Raw genomic sequence first — 17,065 nt, forward strand, 5'->3', positions numbered from 1 at the left:
TATGACCGTGACCATGACGCTCGGCCAGCTGGCCGAGGCCCTCGGGGCCACACTCCAAGGCCCTGAGGCGCTGCAGATCACCGGGCTGGCCACCTTGCAGGAGGCTGGCCCCGGCCAACTGAGCTTCCTGGCCAACCCGCAGTACCGCAAATTCCTGGACAACAGCCAGGCTGCCGCGGTGCTGCTCAAGGCTGCGGACGCCGAAGGTTTTGCCGGCAATGCCCTGATCGTGCCCGACCCGTACCTGGCGTACGCGCGCATTTCCCACCTGTTCGATCCCAAGCCCAAGGCTGAGGCGGGTATTCATCCCAGCGCCGTGGTTGCCGAGGATGCCCAGGTGGATGCCAGCGCCAGCATCGGGCCGTTCGCGGTCATCGAGAGCGGTGCGTGCATTGGCGCCAACGTCAGCATCGGTGCGCATTGCGTGATCGGTGCCCGCTGCGTGGTCGGCGAGGGCGGCTGGCTGGCGCCACGGGTCACGCTGTACCACGACGTGACCATCGGCAAGCGTGTGGTCATCCAGTCGGGCGCTGTAATCGGTGGCGAGGGCTTCGGCTTTGCCAACGAGAAGGGCGTTTGGCGCAAGATCGCCCAGATTGGCGGCGTCACCATCGGTGATGACGTTGAAATCGGCGTGAACACCGCCGTTGACCGCGGCGCGCTGTCCGACACGCGGATCGCCGATGGGGTCAAGCTCGACAACCAGATCCAGATCGCCCACAACGTTCAGATCGGTGAGCACACGGCGATGGCTGCCTGCGTCGGGATCTCCGGCAGCACGCGCATCGGCAAGCACTGTACCATCGCCGGCGGCGTCGGTATGGTCGGCCACATCGAGGTGTGCGACAACGTATTCGTGTCCGGGATGACCATGGTGACCCGTTCGATCACCGAACCGGGTGCCTACTCTTCCGGTACTGCCATGCAGCCCCTGGCTGACTGGCGCAAGAGCGCCGCGCGTATCCGCCAGCTGGACGACATGTCCAAGCGTCTCCAGCAGCTGGAAAAACGTGTCGATACCGTGACCTCAGGTGGCCAGCCGACATCAGAAGGCTGATACCATTTTCCTGAGCAAGAGTGAACAGTCGCTAGCTGGCTCCTCTTTGGATTGCAAAAGGAGCGTGCGGTCAGCACCTGCGCTCCCTATTCTTATTACAGGCTTCCCCCCGAAATGATGGACATCAACGAGATTCGCGAATACCTGCCTCACCGTTACCCGTTCCTGCTGGTGGATCGCGTGACGGACCTGGATTTCGAGGCCCAGAGCATTCGTGCCTACAAGAATGTCAGCATCAACGAGCCGTTCTTCAATGGCCACTTCCCAGCGCACCCGATCATGCCGGGCGTGCTGATCATCGAAGCGATGGCCCAGGCGGCCGGCATCCTTGGTTTCAAGATGCTTGATACCAAGCCCGCCGATGGCACCCTGTACTACTTCGTCGGCTCCGACAAGCTGCGCTTCCGCCAGCCGGTGCTGCCGGGCGACCAGCTGGTGCTGGAAGCCAAGTTCCTCAGCCGCAAGAGCATGATCTGGAAGTTCGAGTGCCGCGCCCTGGTCGACGGCAAGCCGGTCTGCTCGGCAGAAATCACCTGTGCGGAACGCTCCCTATGAGTTCGATTGACCCACGGGCGATCATCGACCCCTCGGCCAAGCTGGCCGCGGGTGTCGAGGTTGGCCCGTGGTCGATTGTCGGGCCTGATGTGGAAATCGGCGAAGGCACGGTCATCGGCCCGCACGTGGTGCTCAAGGGCCCGACGCGCATTGGCAAGCACAACCGCATCTACCAGTTTTCCTCGATTGGCGAAGACACCCCGGACCTCAAGTACAAGGGGGAGCCGACTCGCCTGGTGATCGGCGATCACAATGTGATTCGCGAAGGTGTGACCATTCACCGTGGCACGGTCCAGGACCGTTACGAAACCACCCTGGGTGACCACAACCTGATCATGGCCTACGCCCACATCGGCCATGACAGCGTGATCGGCAATCATTGCATCCTGGTCAACAACACCGCGCTTGCCGGCCATGTGCATGTCGGTGACTGGGCGATCCTGTCCGGCTTCACCCTGGTGCACCAGTACTGCCATATCGGCGCGCATGCGTTTTCCGGCATGGGTACGGCGATCGGCAAGGACGTGCCGGCCTTCGTCACCGTCTTCGGCAGCCCCGCCGAAGCCCGCAGCATGAACTTCGAAGGCATGCGCCGCCGCGGTTTCAGCGACGAAGTGATTCACGCCCTGCGCCGCTCCTACAAGATCGTCTACCGCCAGGGCCTGACCGTCGAAGAGGCGATCAAGGAGCTGGACGAACTGAGCGTCAAGCACCCCGAGGTCGATCTGTTCCGCCAGTCGATCGTGAACTCCGCCCGCGGCATCACCCGCTGACATGGCGCAGCTTTGCGTAGCCCTGGTTGCGGGTGAGGCCAGCGGCGATATTCTGGGTTCTGGCTTGATGCGCGCCCTCAAGGCGCGCCATCCCGATGTACGGTTTATCGGCGTCGGCGGCCCGTTGATGGAAGCCGAAGGCCTGCAGTCTTACTTCCCCATGGAACGCCTCGCGGTCATGGGCCTGGTCGAGGTGCTGGGGCGCCTGCGCGAGCTGCTCAAGCGGCGCAAGCAGTTGATTCAGACGCTGATCGCCGAAAAGCCCGATGTGTTCATCGGCATCGACGCCCCCGATTTCACCCTCAACATCGAATTGAAACTGCGCCAGGTCGGGATCAAGACCGTGCACTACGTCAGCCCGTCGGTCTGGGCCTGGCGGCAGAAGCGCGTGCTGAAGATCCGTGAAGGTTGCGACCTGATGCTGACCTTGCTGCCGTTCGAGGCGCGCTTCTACGAGGAGCAGGGCGTACCCGTGCGCTTCGTCGGCCATCCGCTGGCCGATACCATCCCGCTGGATGCCGACCGTCAGGCGGCGCGCCAGGCCCTGGGCCTGGCTGAAGGCCCGTTGGTGGCATTGATGCCCGGAAGCCGCGGGGGCGAGGTGGGGCGCCTGGGGGCTTTGTTCCTCGATGCCGCCCAGCGCCTGTGCGAGCAGGTGCCGGGTGTGCGCTTCGTGCTGCCTTGCGCCAATGCCGCGCGGCGCGAGCAGATCGAGCAGATGCTGGCAGGCCGCCAATTGCCGTTGACCCTGCTCGATGGCCAGTCGCACCAGGCGCTGGCAGCCTGCGATGCGGTGCTGATTGCCTCGGGTACCGCGACCCTGGAAGCGCTGCTGTACAAGCGGCCGATGGTCGTCGCCTATCGCCTGGCGCCGCTGACCTACTGGATTCTCAAGCGCCTGGTAAAAAGCCCCTACGTGTCGTTGCCGAACTTGCTCGCCCAGCGCGAACTGGTACCCGAGCTGCTGCAGGATGCCGCCACCAGCGAAGCCCTGGCCACGGCCCTGGCGCCGTTGGTGGCCGATGGCAGCCAGCAGACCGAGCGCTTCGACGAGATTCACCGCACCTTGCGCCGCGACGCCTCCAACCAGGCGGCGGATGCGGTGCTGGCTTTGCTCAAGGCTCGCTGATATGCAGATAGGACTGGATTTCAACCTGGTCGAAGACCTGGTCGCCGGCGTCGATGAAGTGGGCCGCGGCCCGCTGTGCGGCGCGGTGGTCACTGCCGCGGTGATTCTCGACCCGGCTCGGCCGATCCTTGGCCTCAATGATTCGAAAAAACTGACCGAAGCCAAACGTGAAGCGCTGTTCGACGAGATTTGCGCAAAAGCCCTGAGCTTTTGCATCGCACGCGCCGAGGTGGAGGAAATCGACCGCCTGAACATCCTGCAGGCCACCATGCTGGCCATGCAGCGTGCGGTGGAAGGCTTGAGCGTCACGCCCAAGCTTGCGCTGATCGACGGTAACCGCTGCCCCAAGCTGGCAGTGCCTGCGGCGCCGGTGATCAAGGGCGATAGCCAGGTGCCGGCGATCGCTGCCGCATCGATCCTGGCCAAGGTGACCCGTGACCGGGAGATGAGCGCGTTCGAGCTGATCTATCCGGGTTATGGCATGGGCGGGCACAAGGGCTACCCGACGCCTGTGCACCTGGAGGCCCTGGCGCGCTTGGGGCCTACGCCTATTCACCGGCGTTCCTTTGCACCGGTACGGGCGGCCTGGGAAGCCCGTGAAGGCGTCACTGATTCTCTGATCTAGCCGATCGGGGCCGCCTTGCGGCCCATTCGCCGGCAAGCCGGCTCCCACGAAATCTGCGCTGTCACCGATTCCCGTGGGAGCCGGCTTGCCGGCGAATGGGCTGCAAAGCAGCCCCAAATCCCCCGCGCATTTACGTTACAATCCCGCCCTTGTGTTCAGCACTGCTACAGGATCTTCCATGTCGGTTCCCTTCGTTCACCTGCGCGTCCACTCCGAATTCTCGCTGGTCGACGGCCTGGTGCGGATCAAGCCGCTGGCCAAGGCGCTGGCGGGGATGAACATGCCGGCGGTGGCGATCACCGACCAGAGCAACATGTGCTCGCTGGTGAAGTTCTACAAGACCGCGATGGGCGCCGGGATCAAGCCGATCTGCGGTGCCGACCTGTGGCTGGCCGGCGCCGACCCCGAGGCGCCACTGTCGCGCATCTGCTTCCTGGCCATGGACCCCAAGGGTTACCGCAACCTCACCGAGTTGATCTCGCGCGGCTGGACCGACGGCCAGCGCAACGGCCTGGTGATTCTCCAGCGTGAATGGATCGCGCCGGCCAGCGAGGGGCTGATTGCCCTGTCGGCGGGCAAGGAAGGCGATATCGGCCAGGCCCTGATGGCCGGCCGCGACGATGAAGCTGCATCGCTGCTGCGCGACTGGATGGGCATGTTCCCCGAGCGCTTCTACGTCGAGCTGCAGCGCACCAACCGTGCCGGCGACGAAGAATACGTGCACGCCGCCGTGGCCCTGGCCGACAAGCTGGGCGCGCCGCTGGTGGCCACCAACGACGTGCGCTTCATCAAGCAATCGGACTTCGACGCCCACGAAAGCCGCGTATGCATCGGTGAGGGCTGGACCCTCGACGATCCGCGCCGCCCGCGCATGTACAGTGACCAGCAGTACCTCAAAAGTGCGCAGGAAATGGCCGAGCTGTTCAGCGACCTGCCCGACGCGATCGCCAACACCGTCGAAATCGCCAAGCGCTGCAATATCCAGGTACAGCTGGGCAAGTACTTCCTCCCCGATTTTCCCACGCCCAATGGCATGGGCATCGACGATTACCTGCGCCATGTTTCCCACGAAGGCCTGGAAGAGCGCCTGGCCGTGCTCTGGCCGAAGGAAACCACGCCCAATTACGAAGAGAAGCGCCAGCTCTACCTCGACCGCCTGAAGTTCGAACTGGACATCATCATCCAGATGGGCTTCCCCGGTTACTTCCTGATCGTGATGGACTTCATCAAGTGGGCCAAGAACAACGGCGTGCCGGTCGGCCCCGGCCGGGGTTCGGGTGCAGGTTCGCTGGTGGCCTACGTGCTGAAGATCACCGACCTCGACCCGCTGGCCTACGACCTGCTGTTCGAGCGCTTCCTCAACCCTGAACGTATTTCCATGCCCGACTTCGACGTCGACTTCTGCATGGATGGCCGTGACCGGGTGATCGACTACGTGGCCGAGGCCTACGGGCGCAACGCGGTGAGCCAGATCATCACCTTCGGCACCATGGCCGCCAAGGCGGTAGTGCGCGACGTGGCGCGGGTGCAGGGCAAGTCCTACGGCCTGGCCGACCGCCTGTCGAAGATGATCCCGTTCGAAGTGGGCATGACCCTGGAGAAAGCCTACGAGCAGGAAGAGATCCTGCGCGACTTCCTCAAGGGCGACGAGGATGCCCGGGAAATCTGGGACATGGCGCTCAAGCTCGAGGGCGTCACCCGCGGTACCGGCAAGCACGCCGGGGGCGTGGTGATCGCGCCGACCAAGCTCACCGATTTTTCGCCGATCGCCTGTGACGAAGAGGGCGGCGGCCTGGTGACCCAGTTCGACAAGGACGACGTCGAGGCCGCCGGCCTGGTCAAGTTCGACTTCCTCGGCCTGCGTACCCTGACCATCATCAAATGGGCGATGGAGACGATCAACCGCGAGCAGGCCAAGAACAACCTGCCCGAGGTCAACATCGACTTCATCCCGCTGGATGATCGCAAGACCTACGAGCTGCTGCAGAAGGCCGAGACCACGGCCGTGTTCCAGCTTGAATCGCGCGGCATGAAAGAGCTGATCAAAAAGCTCAAGCCCGACTGCCTGGAAGACCTCATCGCCCTGGTGGCGCTGTTCCGCCCTGGCCCGCTGCAGTCGGGCATGGTGGACGACTTCATCAACCGCAAGCACGGCCGCGCCGAGCTGGCCTACCCGCACTCCGACTACCAGTACGAAGGCCTCAAGCCGGTGCTGGCACCCACCTACGGCATCATCCTGTACCAGGAACAGGTGATGCAGATTGCCCAGGTGATGGCGGGCTATACCCTCGGCGGCGCCGACATGCTGCGCCGGGCCATGGGCAAGAAAAAGCCCGAGGAGATGGCCAAGCAGCGCGGTGGCTTCATCGAAGGTTGCGTGGCCAACAATATCGAAGCGGACCTGGCCGGTAACATCTTCGACCTGGTGGAGAAGTTCGCCGGCTACGGCTTCAACAAATCCCACTCCGCCGCCTACGGCCTGGTGTCGTACCAGACCGCATGGCTGAAGACCCACTACCCGGCGCCGTTCATGGCCGCGGTACTCTCGGCGGACATGCACAACACCGACAAGGTGGTGGTGCTGATCGAGGAAGTGCGCAGCATGAAGCTGCGCCTCGATGCGCCGGATGTGAATGCCTCCGAGTTCAAGTTCACAGTCAACGACGACGGCCGCATCATCTATGGCCTGGGCGCGATCAAGGGGGTCGGCGAAGGCCCGGTGGAGGCGATCGTCGAGGCGCGCGCCCAGGGCGGGCCGTTCAAGGACCTGTTCGACTTCTGCGAGCGCGTCGACCTCAAGCGGGTCAACAAGCGCACCCTCGATGCGCTGATCCGCAGTGGTGCGCTGGACCGCCTCGGCCCGCACTTCCATGACGAGATCAAGGCGTACCACGCCAGCATCGACATCAACCGGGCAACCTTGCTGTCGGCCCTGGAAGAAGCCATCAAGGCGGCCGAGCAAACCGCGCGCACTGCCGACAGCGGCCACGTCGACCTGTTCGGCGGCTTGTTCGTCGAGGAAGACTCCGACGTCTACGCCAACCACCGCAAGGTGCGCGAGCTGACCCTCAAGGAGCGCCTGAAGGGCGAGAAGGACACCCTGGGCGTGTACCTCACCGGCCACCCGATCGATGAATACGAAGGCGAGATCCGCCGCTTCGCCCGCCAGCGCATCATCGACCTGAAGCCCTCGCGCGAGACGCAGACCATCGCCGGCATGATCATTGCCCTGCGGGTGATGAAGAACAAGAAGGGCGACAAGATGGGCTTCGTCACCCTCGACGACCGCTCCGGGCGCATCGAGGCGTCGCTGTTTGCCGATGCCTTCATGGGTGCCCAGGCATTGTTGCAAAATGATGCGATGGTCGTCGTCGAAGGCGAAGTCAGCAACGACGATTTCTCCGGTGGCCTGCGCCTGCGCGTGAAGCAGGTGATGACCATGGAAGACGCCCGCACCAAGCTCGCCGAGAGCCTGCGGCTGAAGGTGGCCCACGATGCCCTCAAGGGCGATCGCCTGAATTGGCTGGGCGAGTTGATCACCCGCCATCGCGGCGGTTGCCCGATCACCCTCGAGTACACCGGCAGCGACGCCAAGGCCATGTTGCAGTTCGGCGACCAGTGGTCAATCGACCCCGCCGACGGCCTGATTCAGGCGCTGCGTGACCAGTTCGGGCGTGAGAACGTCTTCCTGCAATATCGTTGAACCGACCAAATTTAATCTCGACCTGAATGCGCCTGATCCCTTAAGGTAGGGCGCCAAACGGATCAACCGGCCGGCCGCCTGGCCGTAGACCCAAGACGGATGACTATGAACCCGAATTTTCTCGATTTCGAACAGCCGATTGCCGACCTGCAAGCCAAGATCGAAGGCCTGCGCCTGGTAGGCAACGACAACTCGCTGAACATCAGCGATGAAATTGCCCGTCTGCAAGACAAGAGCAACACCCTGACCGAAAGCATCTTCGGCAACCTGACCAGCTGGCAGATCGCACGCCTGGCCCGTCACCCGCGTCGTCCATACACCCTGGACTACCTGGAGCACATCTTCACCGAATTCGAAGAACTGCACGGCGACCGCCACTTCTCCGACGACGCCGCCATCGTGGGCGGTACTGCGCGCCTGGACGGCAAGGCGGTCATGGTCATCGGCCACCAGAAGGGCCGCGAAGTGCGCGAGAAGGTGCGCCGCAACTTCGGCATGCCGCGCCCTGAAGGCTACCGCAAGGCCTGCCGCCTGATGGAAATGGCCGAGCGCTTCAAGATGCCGATCCTGACCTTCATCGACACCCCGGGCGCCTACCCTGGCATCGACGCCGAAGAGCGCAACCAGAGCGAAGCGATCGCCTGGAACCTGCGCGTCATGGCACGCTTGAAGACCCCGATCATCGCCACCGTGATCGGTGAAGGTGGTTCCGGCGGTGCGCTGGCCATCGGTGTGTGCGACCAGCTGAACATGCTGCAGTACTCCACCTATTCGGTGATCTCGCCGGAAGGTTGCGCCTCGATCCTGTGGAAGACCGCCGACAAGGCCGCCGATGCCGCCGAGGCCATGGGCATCACCGCCGAGCGCCTGAAGAGCCTGAACATCGTCGACAAGGTCATCCAGGAGCCGCTGGGCGGCGCCCATCGTGACCCGGCGAAGATGTCCGAAAGCATCCGTGCCGACCTGGTCCAGCAGCTGGACATGCTCGGCAAGTTCGACAATGACGCGCTGCTGGCCCGTCGTTACGAGCGCCTGATGAGCTACGGCCTCTGATAGACACCGGGGCCGCTTCGCGCCCCCATCGCCGGCAAGCCGGCTCCCACATTAATCGGTGTGGGAGCCGGCTTGCCGGCGATGGGGCGCGAAGCGGCTACGGCTATCTCAAGCCAAGTGAGGCCTTCATGATCAACCTCACCCCCTGGCTGAACGCCCCCGCCTGGCACATCGCCTTCTCCGGCGGCCTCGACTCCACCGTCCTCCTGCACCTGCTGGCCGAACACGCCCGCAACCACGGCACGCCCCCGCTGCACGCCATCCACATCCACCACGGCCTGCAATCTGCCGCCGACACCTGGCCAGCCCATTGCCAGGCAGTCTGCGACCGCCTGGGCATCGAACTCACCGTCGTCCACGTCCAGGTCGCCCCAGGCGCCAGCCTCGAGCAGGCCGCTCGCGATGCTCGCTATGCGGCATTTGCGCGCATCCTGGGTCCCGACGAGGTGCTGTTCACCGGCCAGCACCGCGAAGACCAGGCAGAAACCTTGCTCTTTCGCCTGCTGCGCGGCGCCGGCCTGCGTGGCCTGGCAGCCATGCCCGCGCAGCGCAGGCTAGGGCAGGGCAAGCTGGCCAGGCCGCTACTGGCGTGCTCACGCCAGCAGCTGCATGACCATGCGCGCAGCCATGGGCTGAACTGGATCGAAGACCCCACCAATGGCGATACCGCCTTCGCGCGCAACTTCCTGCGCAACGACGTGTTTCCACTGCTCCAGCAACGCTGGCCGCAGGCCAGCCAGAACCTGGCCCGCTGCGCCGAGCACCTGGGCGAAGCGCAGGGGCTGCTCGAAGAGCTGGCAGAGAGCGACCTGGCAGTGGCTGGGGAGGGCGCGCCGGATTGCTGGGCAGGGCTGGCTTCGCTCGACCTTGCGGCGCTGGTCACGTTGTCGCCTGCGCGCCAGCGCAATGCCTTGCAGCATTGGCTGGCCCCACGGACCCGGTTGCCCGACGCCCGCCATTGGGCCGGCTGGGCCGACCTGCGTGACGCTGCAATCGATGCCCAGCCCGTGTGGAAACTGACCGACGGTCACCTGGTGCGCAGCCAGGCCCGCATCTGGTGGTTGAGCGGCGATTGGTTGCAGCCCGCCATCGGTCCGCAACGCTGGGATGAGCCTGAATGGCCGTTGCCTTTACCCGGCAACGGCAGCGTGCGCCTGCAGGGGCAGGCGCCGGGTGGCGTGCATATCGCCTACCGTGAGGGCGGCGAGACGATGGACGTTCCAGGCCGTGGCCGGCGCGACCTGAAGCGCCTGCTCAACGAACTGCAGGTGCCGCATTTCGTGCGCCCGCGCCTGCCGTTGCTGTACCGCGGCGAGCAGTTGCTGGCGGTGGCCAACCTGCCCATGCTCGGGCAGGCCGATTGCCAGCTTCACTGGCAGCTGCCGACGAACGCGCAAGGTTTGAGCTGAAGGGTACATTCCGGTAGACTACCCTCCCTTCTTGATACAACTTCTGTGGGTTCCGCGAAAACACAGCAGTTGCCGATTACCAAGCAGTTTTTTGCTGGGCTGATTCTTAAAATGACGAGCGAGCTCCATGCCGGGGATTCCCCGGTCTGTACAGACGCGGCAGTTTTTCGAGATGCACTGTGATTGACGCAGGTGATCGGGGGCTTCGGCCTTCCTTCGCTTTCTCCGGCGGCGCTGGCCGCCTTAACGCAGACTTCTAGGGTTTTTCATGACGCGCTACATATTCGTCACGGGCGGTGTTGTTTCTTCATTGGGGAAAGGCATTGCCTCGGCTTCCCTGGCGGCCATCCTGGAAGCGCGGGGGCTCAAGGTCACCATGCTCAAGCTGGATCCGTACATCAACGTCGATCCGGGCACCATGAGCCCGTTCCAGCACGGTGAGGTGTTCGTCACCCACGACGGCGCCGAGACCGACCTTGACCTGGGCCACTACGAGCGGTTCATCCGCACCACCATGACCCAGAACAACAACTTCACCACCGGCCGTATCTACGAGCACGTGCTGCGCAAGGAGCGCCGTGGTGACTACCTGGGCGCGACCATCCAGGTCATCCCGCACATCACCGACGAGATCAAGCGTCGCATCATCAAGGGTGCCGGCGATGCCGACGTGGCCCTGGTGGAAATCGGCGGTACCGTGGGTGACATCGAGTCGCAGCCGTTCCTCGAGGCGATCCGCCAGCTGCGTGTCGAAGTGGGCTCCAAGCGCGCCATGCTGATGCACCTGACGCTGGTTCCGTACATTGCCACTGCCGGCGAGACCAAGACCAAGCCGACCCAGCACTCGGTCAAGGAGCTGCGCTCCATCGGCCTGCAGCCTGACGTGCTGATCTGCCGTTCCGACCACCCGGTCGATGCCTCCTCGCGCCGCAAGATCGCGTTGTTCACCAACGTCGAAGAGCGCGCGGTCATCTCCCTGGAAGACGTCGACACCATCTACAAGATCCCGGGTGTACTGCACGCCCAGGGCCTGGACGACTTCGTCGTCGAGCGCTTCGGCCTGCAATGCAACGGCGCCGACCTGTCCGAGTGGGACAAGGTGGTCGATGCCAAGCTCAACCCTGAGCACGAAGTGACCATCGCCATGGTCGGCAAGTACATGGAGCTGCTGGACGCGTACAAGTCGCTGATCGAAGCGATGAGCCACGCCGGCATCACCAACCGCACCAAGGTCAACCTGCGCTACATCGATTCGGAAGACATCGAGAACCAGGGCACCAGCCTGCTCGAAGGCGCCGACGCGATCCTGGTACCGGGCGGTTTCGGCCTGCGCGGCGTGGAAGGCAAGATCACCGCGGTGCAATACGCCCGTGAGAACAAGGTGCCATACCTGGGTATCTGCTTGGGCATGCAAGTTGCCGTGATCGAGTTCGCCCGTAACGTGATGGGCTGGAAAGACGCCAACTCCACCGAGTTCGACCGCAACAGCGGCCACCCGGTCGTGGGCCTGATCACCGAGTGGGCCGATGCCACCGGTGCCGTCGAGACCCGTACCGAAGCCTCCGACCTGGGCGGCACCATGCGCCTGGGCGCACAGGACTGCCAGCTGGCGGCCGGTTCCAAGGTGCACGACTGCTACGGCAAGAACGTGATCACCGAGCGTCACCGTCACCGCTACGAAGTGAACAACAACCTGCTGCCACAACTGGTCGACGCTGGCCTGGTGGTTTCCGGTCGTTCCGAAGACGGCGCGCTGGTCGAAGTGGTCGAGTCCAAGGACCACCCATGGTTCGTCGCCTGCCAGTTCCACCCGGAGTTCACCTCGACTCCACGTGACGGCCACCCGCTGTTCAGTGGCTTCGTCAAGGCCGCCCTGGCCCAGAAGAACAAGGCCTGAACCCAGGCCTGATGAGTTTTCCGACGGTATAAACCGCGCAAAGCTCATTTCTCGGGTAAAGTACCGCCCGTTCTGCCCCTGACCTGCCGGTCAGGGGCTGCTTCTGCCAGGCCTGCTTGCTGCATCCACGCCTGGCACAAGGCAAGAATTTCCTAAAGCTGCGTTGTTTTCGTCAATTCTGGAGTGCTTACAACAATGGCAAAAATCGTCGACATCAAAGGTCGTGAAGTTCTCGATTCGCGTGGCAACCCCACCGTGGAAGCCGATGTACTGCTCGACAACGGCATCATCGGCAGCGCTTGCGCGCCGTCCGGTGCTTCCACCGGCTCGCGCGAAGCGCTGGAGCTGCGTGATGGCGACAAGAGCCGTTACCTGGGCAAGGGCGTGCTGAAGGCAGTTGCCAACATCAACGGCCCGATCCGCGACCTGCTGCTGGGCAAGGACCCTTCCGACCAGAAGGCTCTGGACCGCGCCATGATCGAACTGGACGGTACCGAGAACAAGGCCAAGCTGGGCGCCAACGCCATCCTGGCTGTTTCCCTGGCTGCCGCCAAGGCCGCTGCCCAGGACCAGGACCTGCCGCTGTACGCGCACATCGCCAACCTCAACGGCACCCCGGGTGTGTACTCGATGCCGGTTCCGATGATGAACATCATCAATGGTGGCGAGCACGCCGATAACAACGTCGACATCCAGGAGTTCATGGTCCAGCCGGTTGGCGCCAAGACCTTCTCCGACGGCCTGCGCATGGGCACCGAAATCTTCCACCACCTCAAAGCCGTGCTCAAGGCCCGTGGCCTGAACACTGCCGTGGGTGACGAAGGTGGCTTCGCCCCGAACCTGGCTTCCAACGAAGACGCTCTGGGCGCCATCGCCGAAGCGGTCGAGAAAGCCGGCTACAAGCTGGGCACCGACGTGACCCTGGCGCTGGACTGCGCGGCTTCCGAGTTCTATGAAGACGGCAAGTACAACCTGTCCGGTGAAGGCAAGTCGTTCGACGCCGAAGGCTTCGCCGACTACCTCAAGGGCCTGACCGAGCGCTTCCCGATCATCTCGATCGAAGACGGCCTGGACGAGTCCGACTGGGCTGGCTGGAAGATCCTGACCGACAAGATCGGTGAAAAGGTGCAGCTGGTCGGTGACGACCTGTTCGTGACCAACACCAAGATCCTCAAGGAAGGCATCGAGAAGGGCATCGGTAACTCGATCCTGATCAAGTTCAACCAGATCGGCTCGCTGACCGAAACCCTGGAAGCCATCCAGATGGCCAAGGCTGCTGGCTACACCGCGGTGATTTCGCACCGCTCCGGTGAAACCGAAGACTCGACCATCGCCGACCTGGCCGTGGGTACCGCTGCCGGCCAGATCAAGACTGGCTCGCTGTGCCGCTCCGACCGCGTCTCCAAGTACAACCAGCTGCTGCGCATCGAAGAGCAACTGGGCGCCAAAGCGGTTTACCGTGGTCGTGCCGAGTTTCGCGGCTAAGCAAGAGATGGTAAAAAGACAGCAGCCGAGGCTGTCGGAACTTTCGTGCTGAAATTTCCGACGCTTCATGCGGGTTTCTGTCAACGAAGCCTGGCCTCGGCCAGGCTTCGTGCTATTTGAGACCTGCCCCGGTGTGGCGGTCTTTTTAACCTGGATACCTTGATGCGCAGTCCCTATTGGTTGTTCCTTGTCCTGCTCCTGCTGCTCGGTGGCCTGCAGTACCGCCTTTGGGTGGGTAACGGCAGCCTGGCGCAAGTGGCAGAGCTCAAGCAGCAGATCGACGAGCAGCACGCCGAGAACGAGCGGCTGCTGGAACGTAACCGCGTGCTCGACGCCGAGGTGCTGGAGCTGAAAAAAGGTATGGAGACCGTGGAAGAACGGGCTCGTCATGAATTGGGAATGGTCAAAGAGGGCGAAACCCTCTTCCAGCTGCCGCAAAAATGAATGAAACGCTACCGGCCTTCTGGGCCGTGATTCCTGCCGCGGGCATTGGTGCCCGCATGGCTGCCGACCGCCCGAAGCAATACCTGCAACTGGCGGGGCAGACGCTTCTCGAGCACAGCCTCGACTGTTTTCTTGGCCATCCCACGCTCAAGGGGGTGGTGGTCAGCGTGGCCACGGATGACCCGTACTGGCCGGGCTTGCGCTGTGCCAGCGACCCCCGCATCCAGCGCGCCCCGGGCGGGCGCGAGCGCGCCGATTCGGTGCTCAATGCCTTGTTGCTGCTGCATGCCCAGGGCGCAGCGGACAGCGACTGGGTGCTGGTGCACGATGCGGCGCGGCCGAACCTGGCGTGCACCGACCTGGACCGCTTGTTGTCAGAACTGGCGGATGACCCTGTAGGCGGCCTGCTGGCCGTGCCTGCGCGCGATACCCTCAAGCGGGCGGATGCCCATGGCCGGGTCAGTGCCACCGTCGACCGCAGCACCATCTGGCAGGCCTACACGCCGCAGATGTTCCGCCTGGGTGCCTTGCACCGGGCCTTGGCCGAGTGCCTGGTGTCCGAGGTGGTGGTGACCGACGAGGCGTCCGCCATCGAATGGTCCGGCCAGGCGCCGCGCTTGATCGAAGGGCGCAGCGACAACATCAAGGTGACCCGCCCTGAAGACCTGGAGTGGTTGCGCCAGCGGTGGGCTGGGCGCCATTAGAAGCCCCATCGCCGGCAAGCCGGCTCCCACAATAGAGTGCTGCCTTCGAGCCTGTGCCGACCTTGTGGGAGCCGGCTTGCCGGCGATGGGGCCGCCAAGCGGCCCCGGCAGAGATCAGCCCCCCCGATACTCCGGCAACCCCGCCAACCCTTCCTTCAAGTAGTCCACTAACCGCCTCACTTTCGGCGACAGATGCCGCTGCTGCGGATACAGCGCCCACACCGCCGTATTCGGCGGCTGATGCGCCTCCAGCAGCGACACCAAGGCGCCACTGTGCAGATGCTCCAGCACGTAATAGTCCGGCAACTGGCACAGCCCCATCCCCAGCAACGCCGCATCCAGCACCGCCTGCCCGCTGTTGCAGCGCCAGTTGCCCTGCACCCGCTGACTGATCTCGCGCCCATCCTGCTGCAGTGCCCACAAATCCGAACTGCCCACCAGGCAGTTGTGCCGCGCCAACTCCGACAAGCTGTGCGGCCTGCCATAGCGTTCCAGATAGCCCGGCGAGGCGCACAGGTACATGCGCCGCGGCGCCAGGCGGGTAGCCACCAGCCGTGAGTCGGCGAGCCGGCCCAGGCGAATGGCCAGGTCCATGCCTTCGTGCAGCAGATCAAGGGTGCGGTTGCTCAGCTCCACTTCCACCCGCAACTGCGGGTACAGGGCCATGAAACGAGTCACCAGCGGCACGATGAAGCGCTCGCCATAGGCCACCGCGCAGGTCATGCGCAGCAACCCCTTGGGCTCGCTGGCCAGGTCGCCCATGGCCCGCATGGCCTCCTCGCGGCCGTCCTGCAGACGTTGGCAGTGCTGCAAAAAGGTCTGCCCGGCTTCGCTCAGGGTCACCCGCCGGGTGCTGCGGTACAGCAACCGCGTCTGCAGGCGTTCTTCCAGGCGGGCGATCTGCCGGCTGATGTGCGACGACGAAACGCCCAGGCGCTCGGCCGCCGCGGTGAACTGACCCGACTCGGCCACGGCGACGAATTCGTCGATGCCTTCCCAACGGCTGCTCATTGATTATCCCTGCATGGCAATAATGTTTTGCCTTTGCCTGGATTATTCATCAAAACAGCATGAATTACACTGCAGGACTGAACCGAACCCCTGCCTGGAGATCCCCATGATCAAGTCCCGCGCCGCCGTTGCCTTCGAGGCCAAGAAACCCCTGGAAATCGTCGAAGTGGACGTGGCCATGCCCAAGGCTGGCGAAGTGCTGCTGCGCGTGGTCGCCAGCGGCGTCTGCCATACCGACGCCTACACCCTGTCGGGCGCCGACCCAGAGGGCATCTTCCCGTCGATCCTCGGCCATGAAGGTGGCGCGATCGTCGAGGCGGTGGGCGAGGGCGTCACCTCTGTAGCGGTCGGCGACCACGTCATCCCGCTGTACACCCCTGAGTGCGGCCAGTGCAAATTCTGCCGTTCCGGCAAGACCAACCTGTGCCAGGCCATCCGCGCCACCCAGGGCAAGGGCCTGATGCCGGACGGCACCACGCGCTTCTCCTACAAGGGCCAGCAACTGTTCCACTACATGGGCACCTCGACCTTCTCCGAGTACACCGTGCTGCCGGAAATCTCCGTGGCCAAGATCCAGAAGGAAGCCCCGCTTGAGAAGGTCTGCCTGCTCGGTTGCGGCGTCACCACCGGTATCGGCGCGGTGCTCAATACCGCTAAGGTCAAGCCGGGTGACACCGTGGCCATCTTCGGCCTGGGTGGCATCGGCCTGTCGGCGGTGATCGGTGCGGTCAAGGCCAAGGCCTCGCGCATCATCGCCATCGACATCAACCCGGCCAAATTCGAGATCGCTCGCCAGCTGGGCGCCACCGACTGCATCAACCCGAAAGACTACGACCGCCCGATCCAGGAAGTGATCGTCGACCTCACCGACGGCGGCGTGGACTTCTCCTTCGAGTGCATCGGCAACGTGCAACTGATGCGCGCGGCCCTGGAGTGCTGCCACAAGGGCTGGGGTGAGTCGGTGATCATCGGCGTCGCCGGTGCCGGCCAGGAAATCGCCACCCGTCCGTTCCAGCTGGTCACCGGCCGCGTCTGGCGTGGTTCGGCCTTCGGCGGCGTGCGTGGGCGCAGCGAGCTGCCAAGCTACGTGGAAATGTCCGAGAAGGGCGAGATCCCGCTGGATACCTTCATCACCCACACCATGGGCCTGGAAGACATCAACAAAGCCTTCGACCTGATGCACGAAGGCAAGAGCATCCGCAGCGTGATTCACTTCTGAG

The 17,065-nt window shown here is 63.9% G+C and carries 14 protein-coding genes; 13 read left to right on the forward strand and 1 reads right to left on the reverse strand.

Annotated elements, in window-relative coordinates; all coding sequences use genetic code 11:
* The first annotated feature begins 1 nt into the window (after position 1).
* The 12 genes from lpxD to ispD all read left to right on the forward strand — a co-directional run bounded on the left by lpxD (position 2) and on the right by ispD (position 14,834).
* Positions 2-1,057, forward strand: a complete 1,056-nt coding sequence (lpxD, locus tag L6D75_RS18630; protein ID WP_176513518.1) for a UDP-3-O-(3-hydroxymyristoyl)glucosamine N-acyltransferase — start codon at positions 2-4, stop codon at positions 1,055-1,057.
* 114 nt (positions 1,058-1,171) lie between these two features.
* Positions 1,172-1,612 carry a 3-hydroxyacyl-ACP dehydratase FabZ gene (fabZ, locus tag L6D75_RS18635; protein ID WP_016392301.1) on the forward strand — a complete coding sequence of 147 codons (441 nt, stop codon included), beginning with the start codon at positions 1,172-1,174 and terminating at the stop codon, positions 1,610-1,612.
* The gene (gene lpxA, locus L6D75_RS18640) at positions 1,609-2,385 is read left to right on the forward strand and encodes an acyl-ACP--UDP-N-acetylglucosamine O-acyltransferase (RefSeq protein WP_176513516.1); all 777 of its coding nucleotides are present in this window, start codon (positions 1,609-1,611) and stop codon (positions 2,383-2,385) included. The genes fabZ and lpxA overlap by 4 nt, the downstream gene beginning before the upstream one ends.
* 1 nt (position 2,386) lies before the next feature.
* On the forward strand, positions 2,387-3,514 hold the full coding sequence (lpxB, locus tag L6D75_RS18645; RefSeq protein ID WP_176513514.1) for a lipid-A-disaccharide synthase: 1,128 nt from the start codon (positions 2,387-2,389) through the stop codon (positions 3,512-3,514).
* 1 nt (position 3,515) lies between these two features.
* Complete coding sequence (gene rnhB, locus L6D75_RS18650; RefSeq protein WP_176513512.1) at positions 3,516-4,139, forward strand: ribonuclease HII; 624 nt, start codon at positions 3,516-3,518, stop codon at positions 4,137-4,139.
* A gap of 178 nt (positions 4,140-4,317) precedes the next feature.
* Positions 4,318-7,842: a DNA polymerase III subunit alpha gene (gene dnaE / locus L6D75_RS18655; protein ID WP_176513510.1), complete on the forward strand. Its 3,525-nt coding sequence runs from the start codon at positions 4,318-4,320 to the stop codon at positions 7,840-7,842.
* Positions 7,843-7,947: 105 nt separating this feature from the next.
* A complete protein-coding gene (locus tag L6D75_RS18660) occupies positions 7,948-8,895 on the forward strand; it encodes an acetyl-CoA carboxylase carboxyltransferase subunit alpha (protein WP_176513508.1) in 948 nt (315 codons plus the stop codon).
* Between the two features lie 128 nt (positions 8,896-9,023).
* On the forward strand, positions 9,024-10,304 hold the full coding sequence (gene tilS, locus L6D75_RS18665; RefSeq protein ID WP_176513506.1) for a tRNA lysidine(34) synthetase TilS: 1,281 nt from the start codon (positions 9,024-9,026) through the stop codon (positions 10,302-10,304).
* A gap of 268 nt (positions 10,305-10,572) precedes the next feature.
* Positions 10,573-12,201 (forward strand): CTP synthase, encoded by a 1,629-nt coding sequence (locus tag L6D75_RS18670; protein ID WP_176513504.1) that lies wholly within the window; start codon positions 10,573-10,575, stop codon positions 12,199-12,201.
* Between the two features lie 195 nt (positions 12,202-12,396).
* A complete protein-coding gene (gene eno / locus L6D75_RS18675) occupies positions 12,397-13,686 on the forward strand; it encodes a phosphopyruvate hydratase (RefSeq protein WP_176513502.1) in 1,290 nt (429 codons plus the stop codon).
* A 162-nt stretch (positions 13,687-13,848) separates the two neighbouring features.
* Entirely contained in the window at positions 13,849-14,130 is a 282-nt protein-coding gene (gene ftsB / locus L6D75_RS18680; protein ID WP_023534037.1) for a cell division protein FtsB, read from the forward strand.
* Positions 14,127-14,834 (forward strand): 2-C-methyl-D-erythritol 4-phosphate cytidylyltransferase, encoded by a 708-nt coding sequence (gene ispD / locus L6D75_RS18685; protein ID WP_176513500.1) that lies wholly within the window; start codon positions 14,127-14,129, stop codon positions 14,832-14,834. The genes ftsB and ispD overlap by 4 nt, the downstream gene beginning before the upstream one ends.
* Before the next feature lie 114 nt (positions 14,835-14,948).
* On the opposite strand, the gene L6D75_RS18690 is transcribed toward ispD, so the two are convergent.
* The gene (locus L6D75_RS18690) at positions 14,949-15,845 is read right to left on the reverse strand and encodes a LysR substrate-binding domain-containing protein (RefSeq protein WP_176513498.1); all 897 of its coding nucleotides are present in this window, start codon (positions 15,843-15,845) and stop codon (positions 14,949-14,951) included.
* Between the two features lie 106 nt (positions 15,846-15,951).
* Here L6D75_RS18690 and L6D75_RS18695 point away from each other — a divergent pair, with 106 nt between their 5' ends.
* Positions 15,952-17,064 (forward strand): S-(hydroxymethyl)glutathione dehydrogenase/class III alcohol dehydrogenase, encoded by a 1,113-nt coding sequence (locus L6D75_RS18695; protein WP_016392290.1) that lies wholly within the window; start codon positions 15,952-15,954, stop codon positions 17,062-17,064.
* The last annotated feature ends 1 nt before the right edge of the window (position 17,065 follow it).

Origin of the sequence: Pseudomonas faucium (genome assembly GCF_021602585.1) — a bacterium.
Classification (GTDB): domain Bacteria; phylum Pseudomonadota; class Gammaproteobacteria; order Pseudomonadales; family Pseudomonadaceae; genus Aquipseudomonas; species Aquipseudomonas faucium.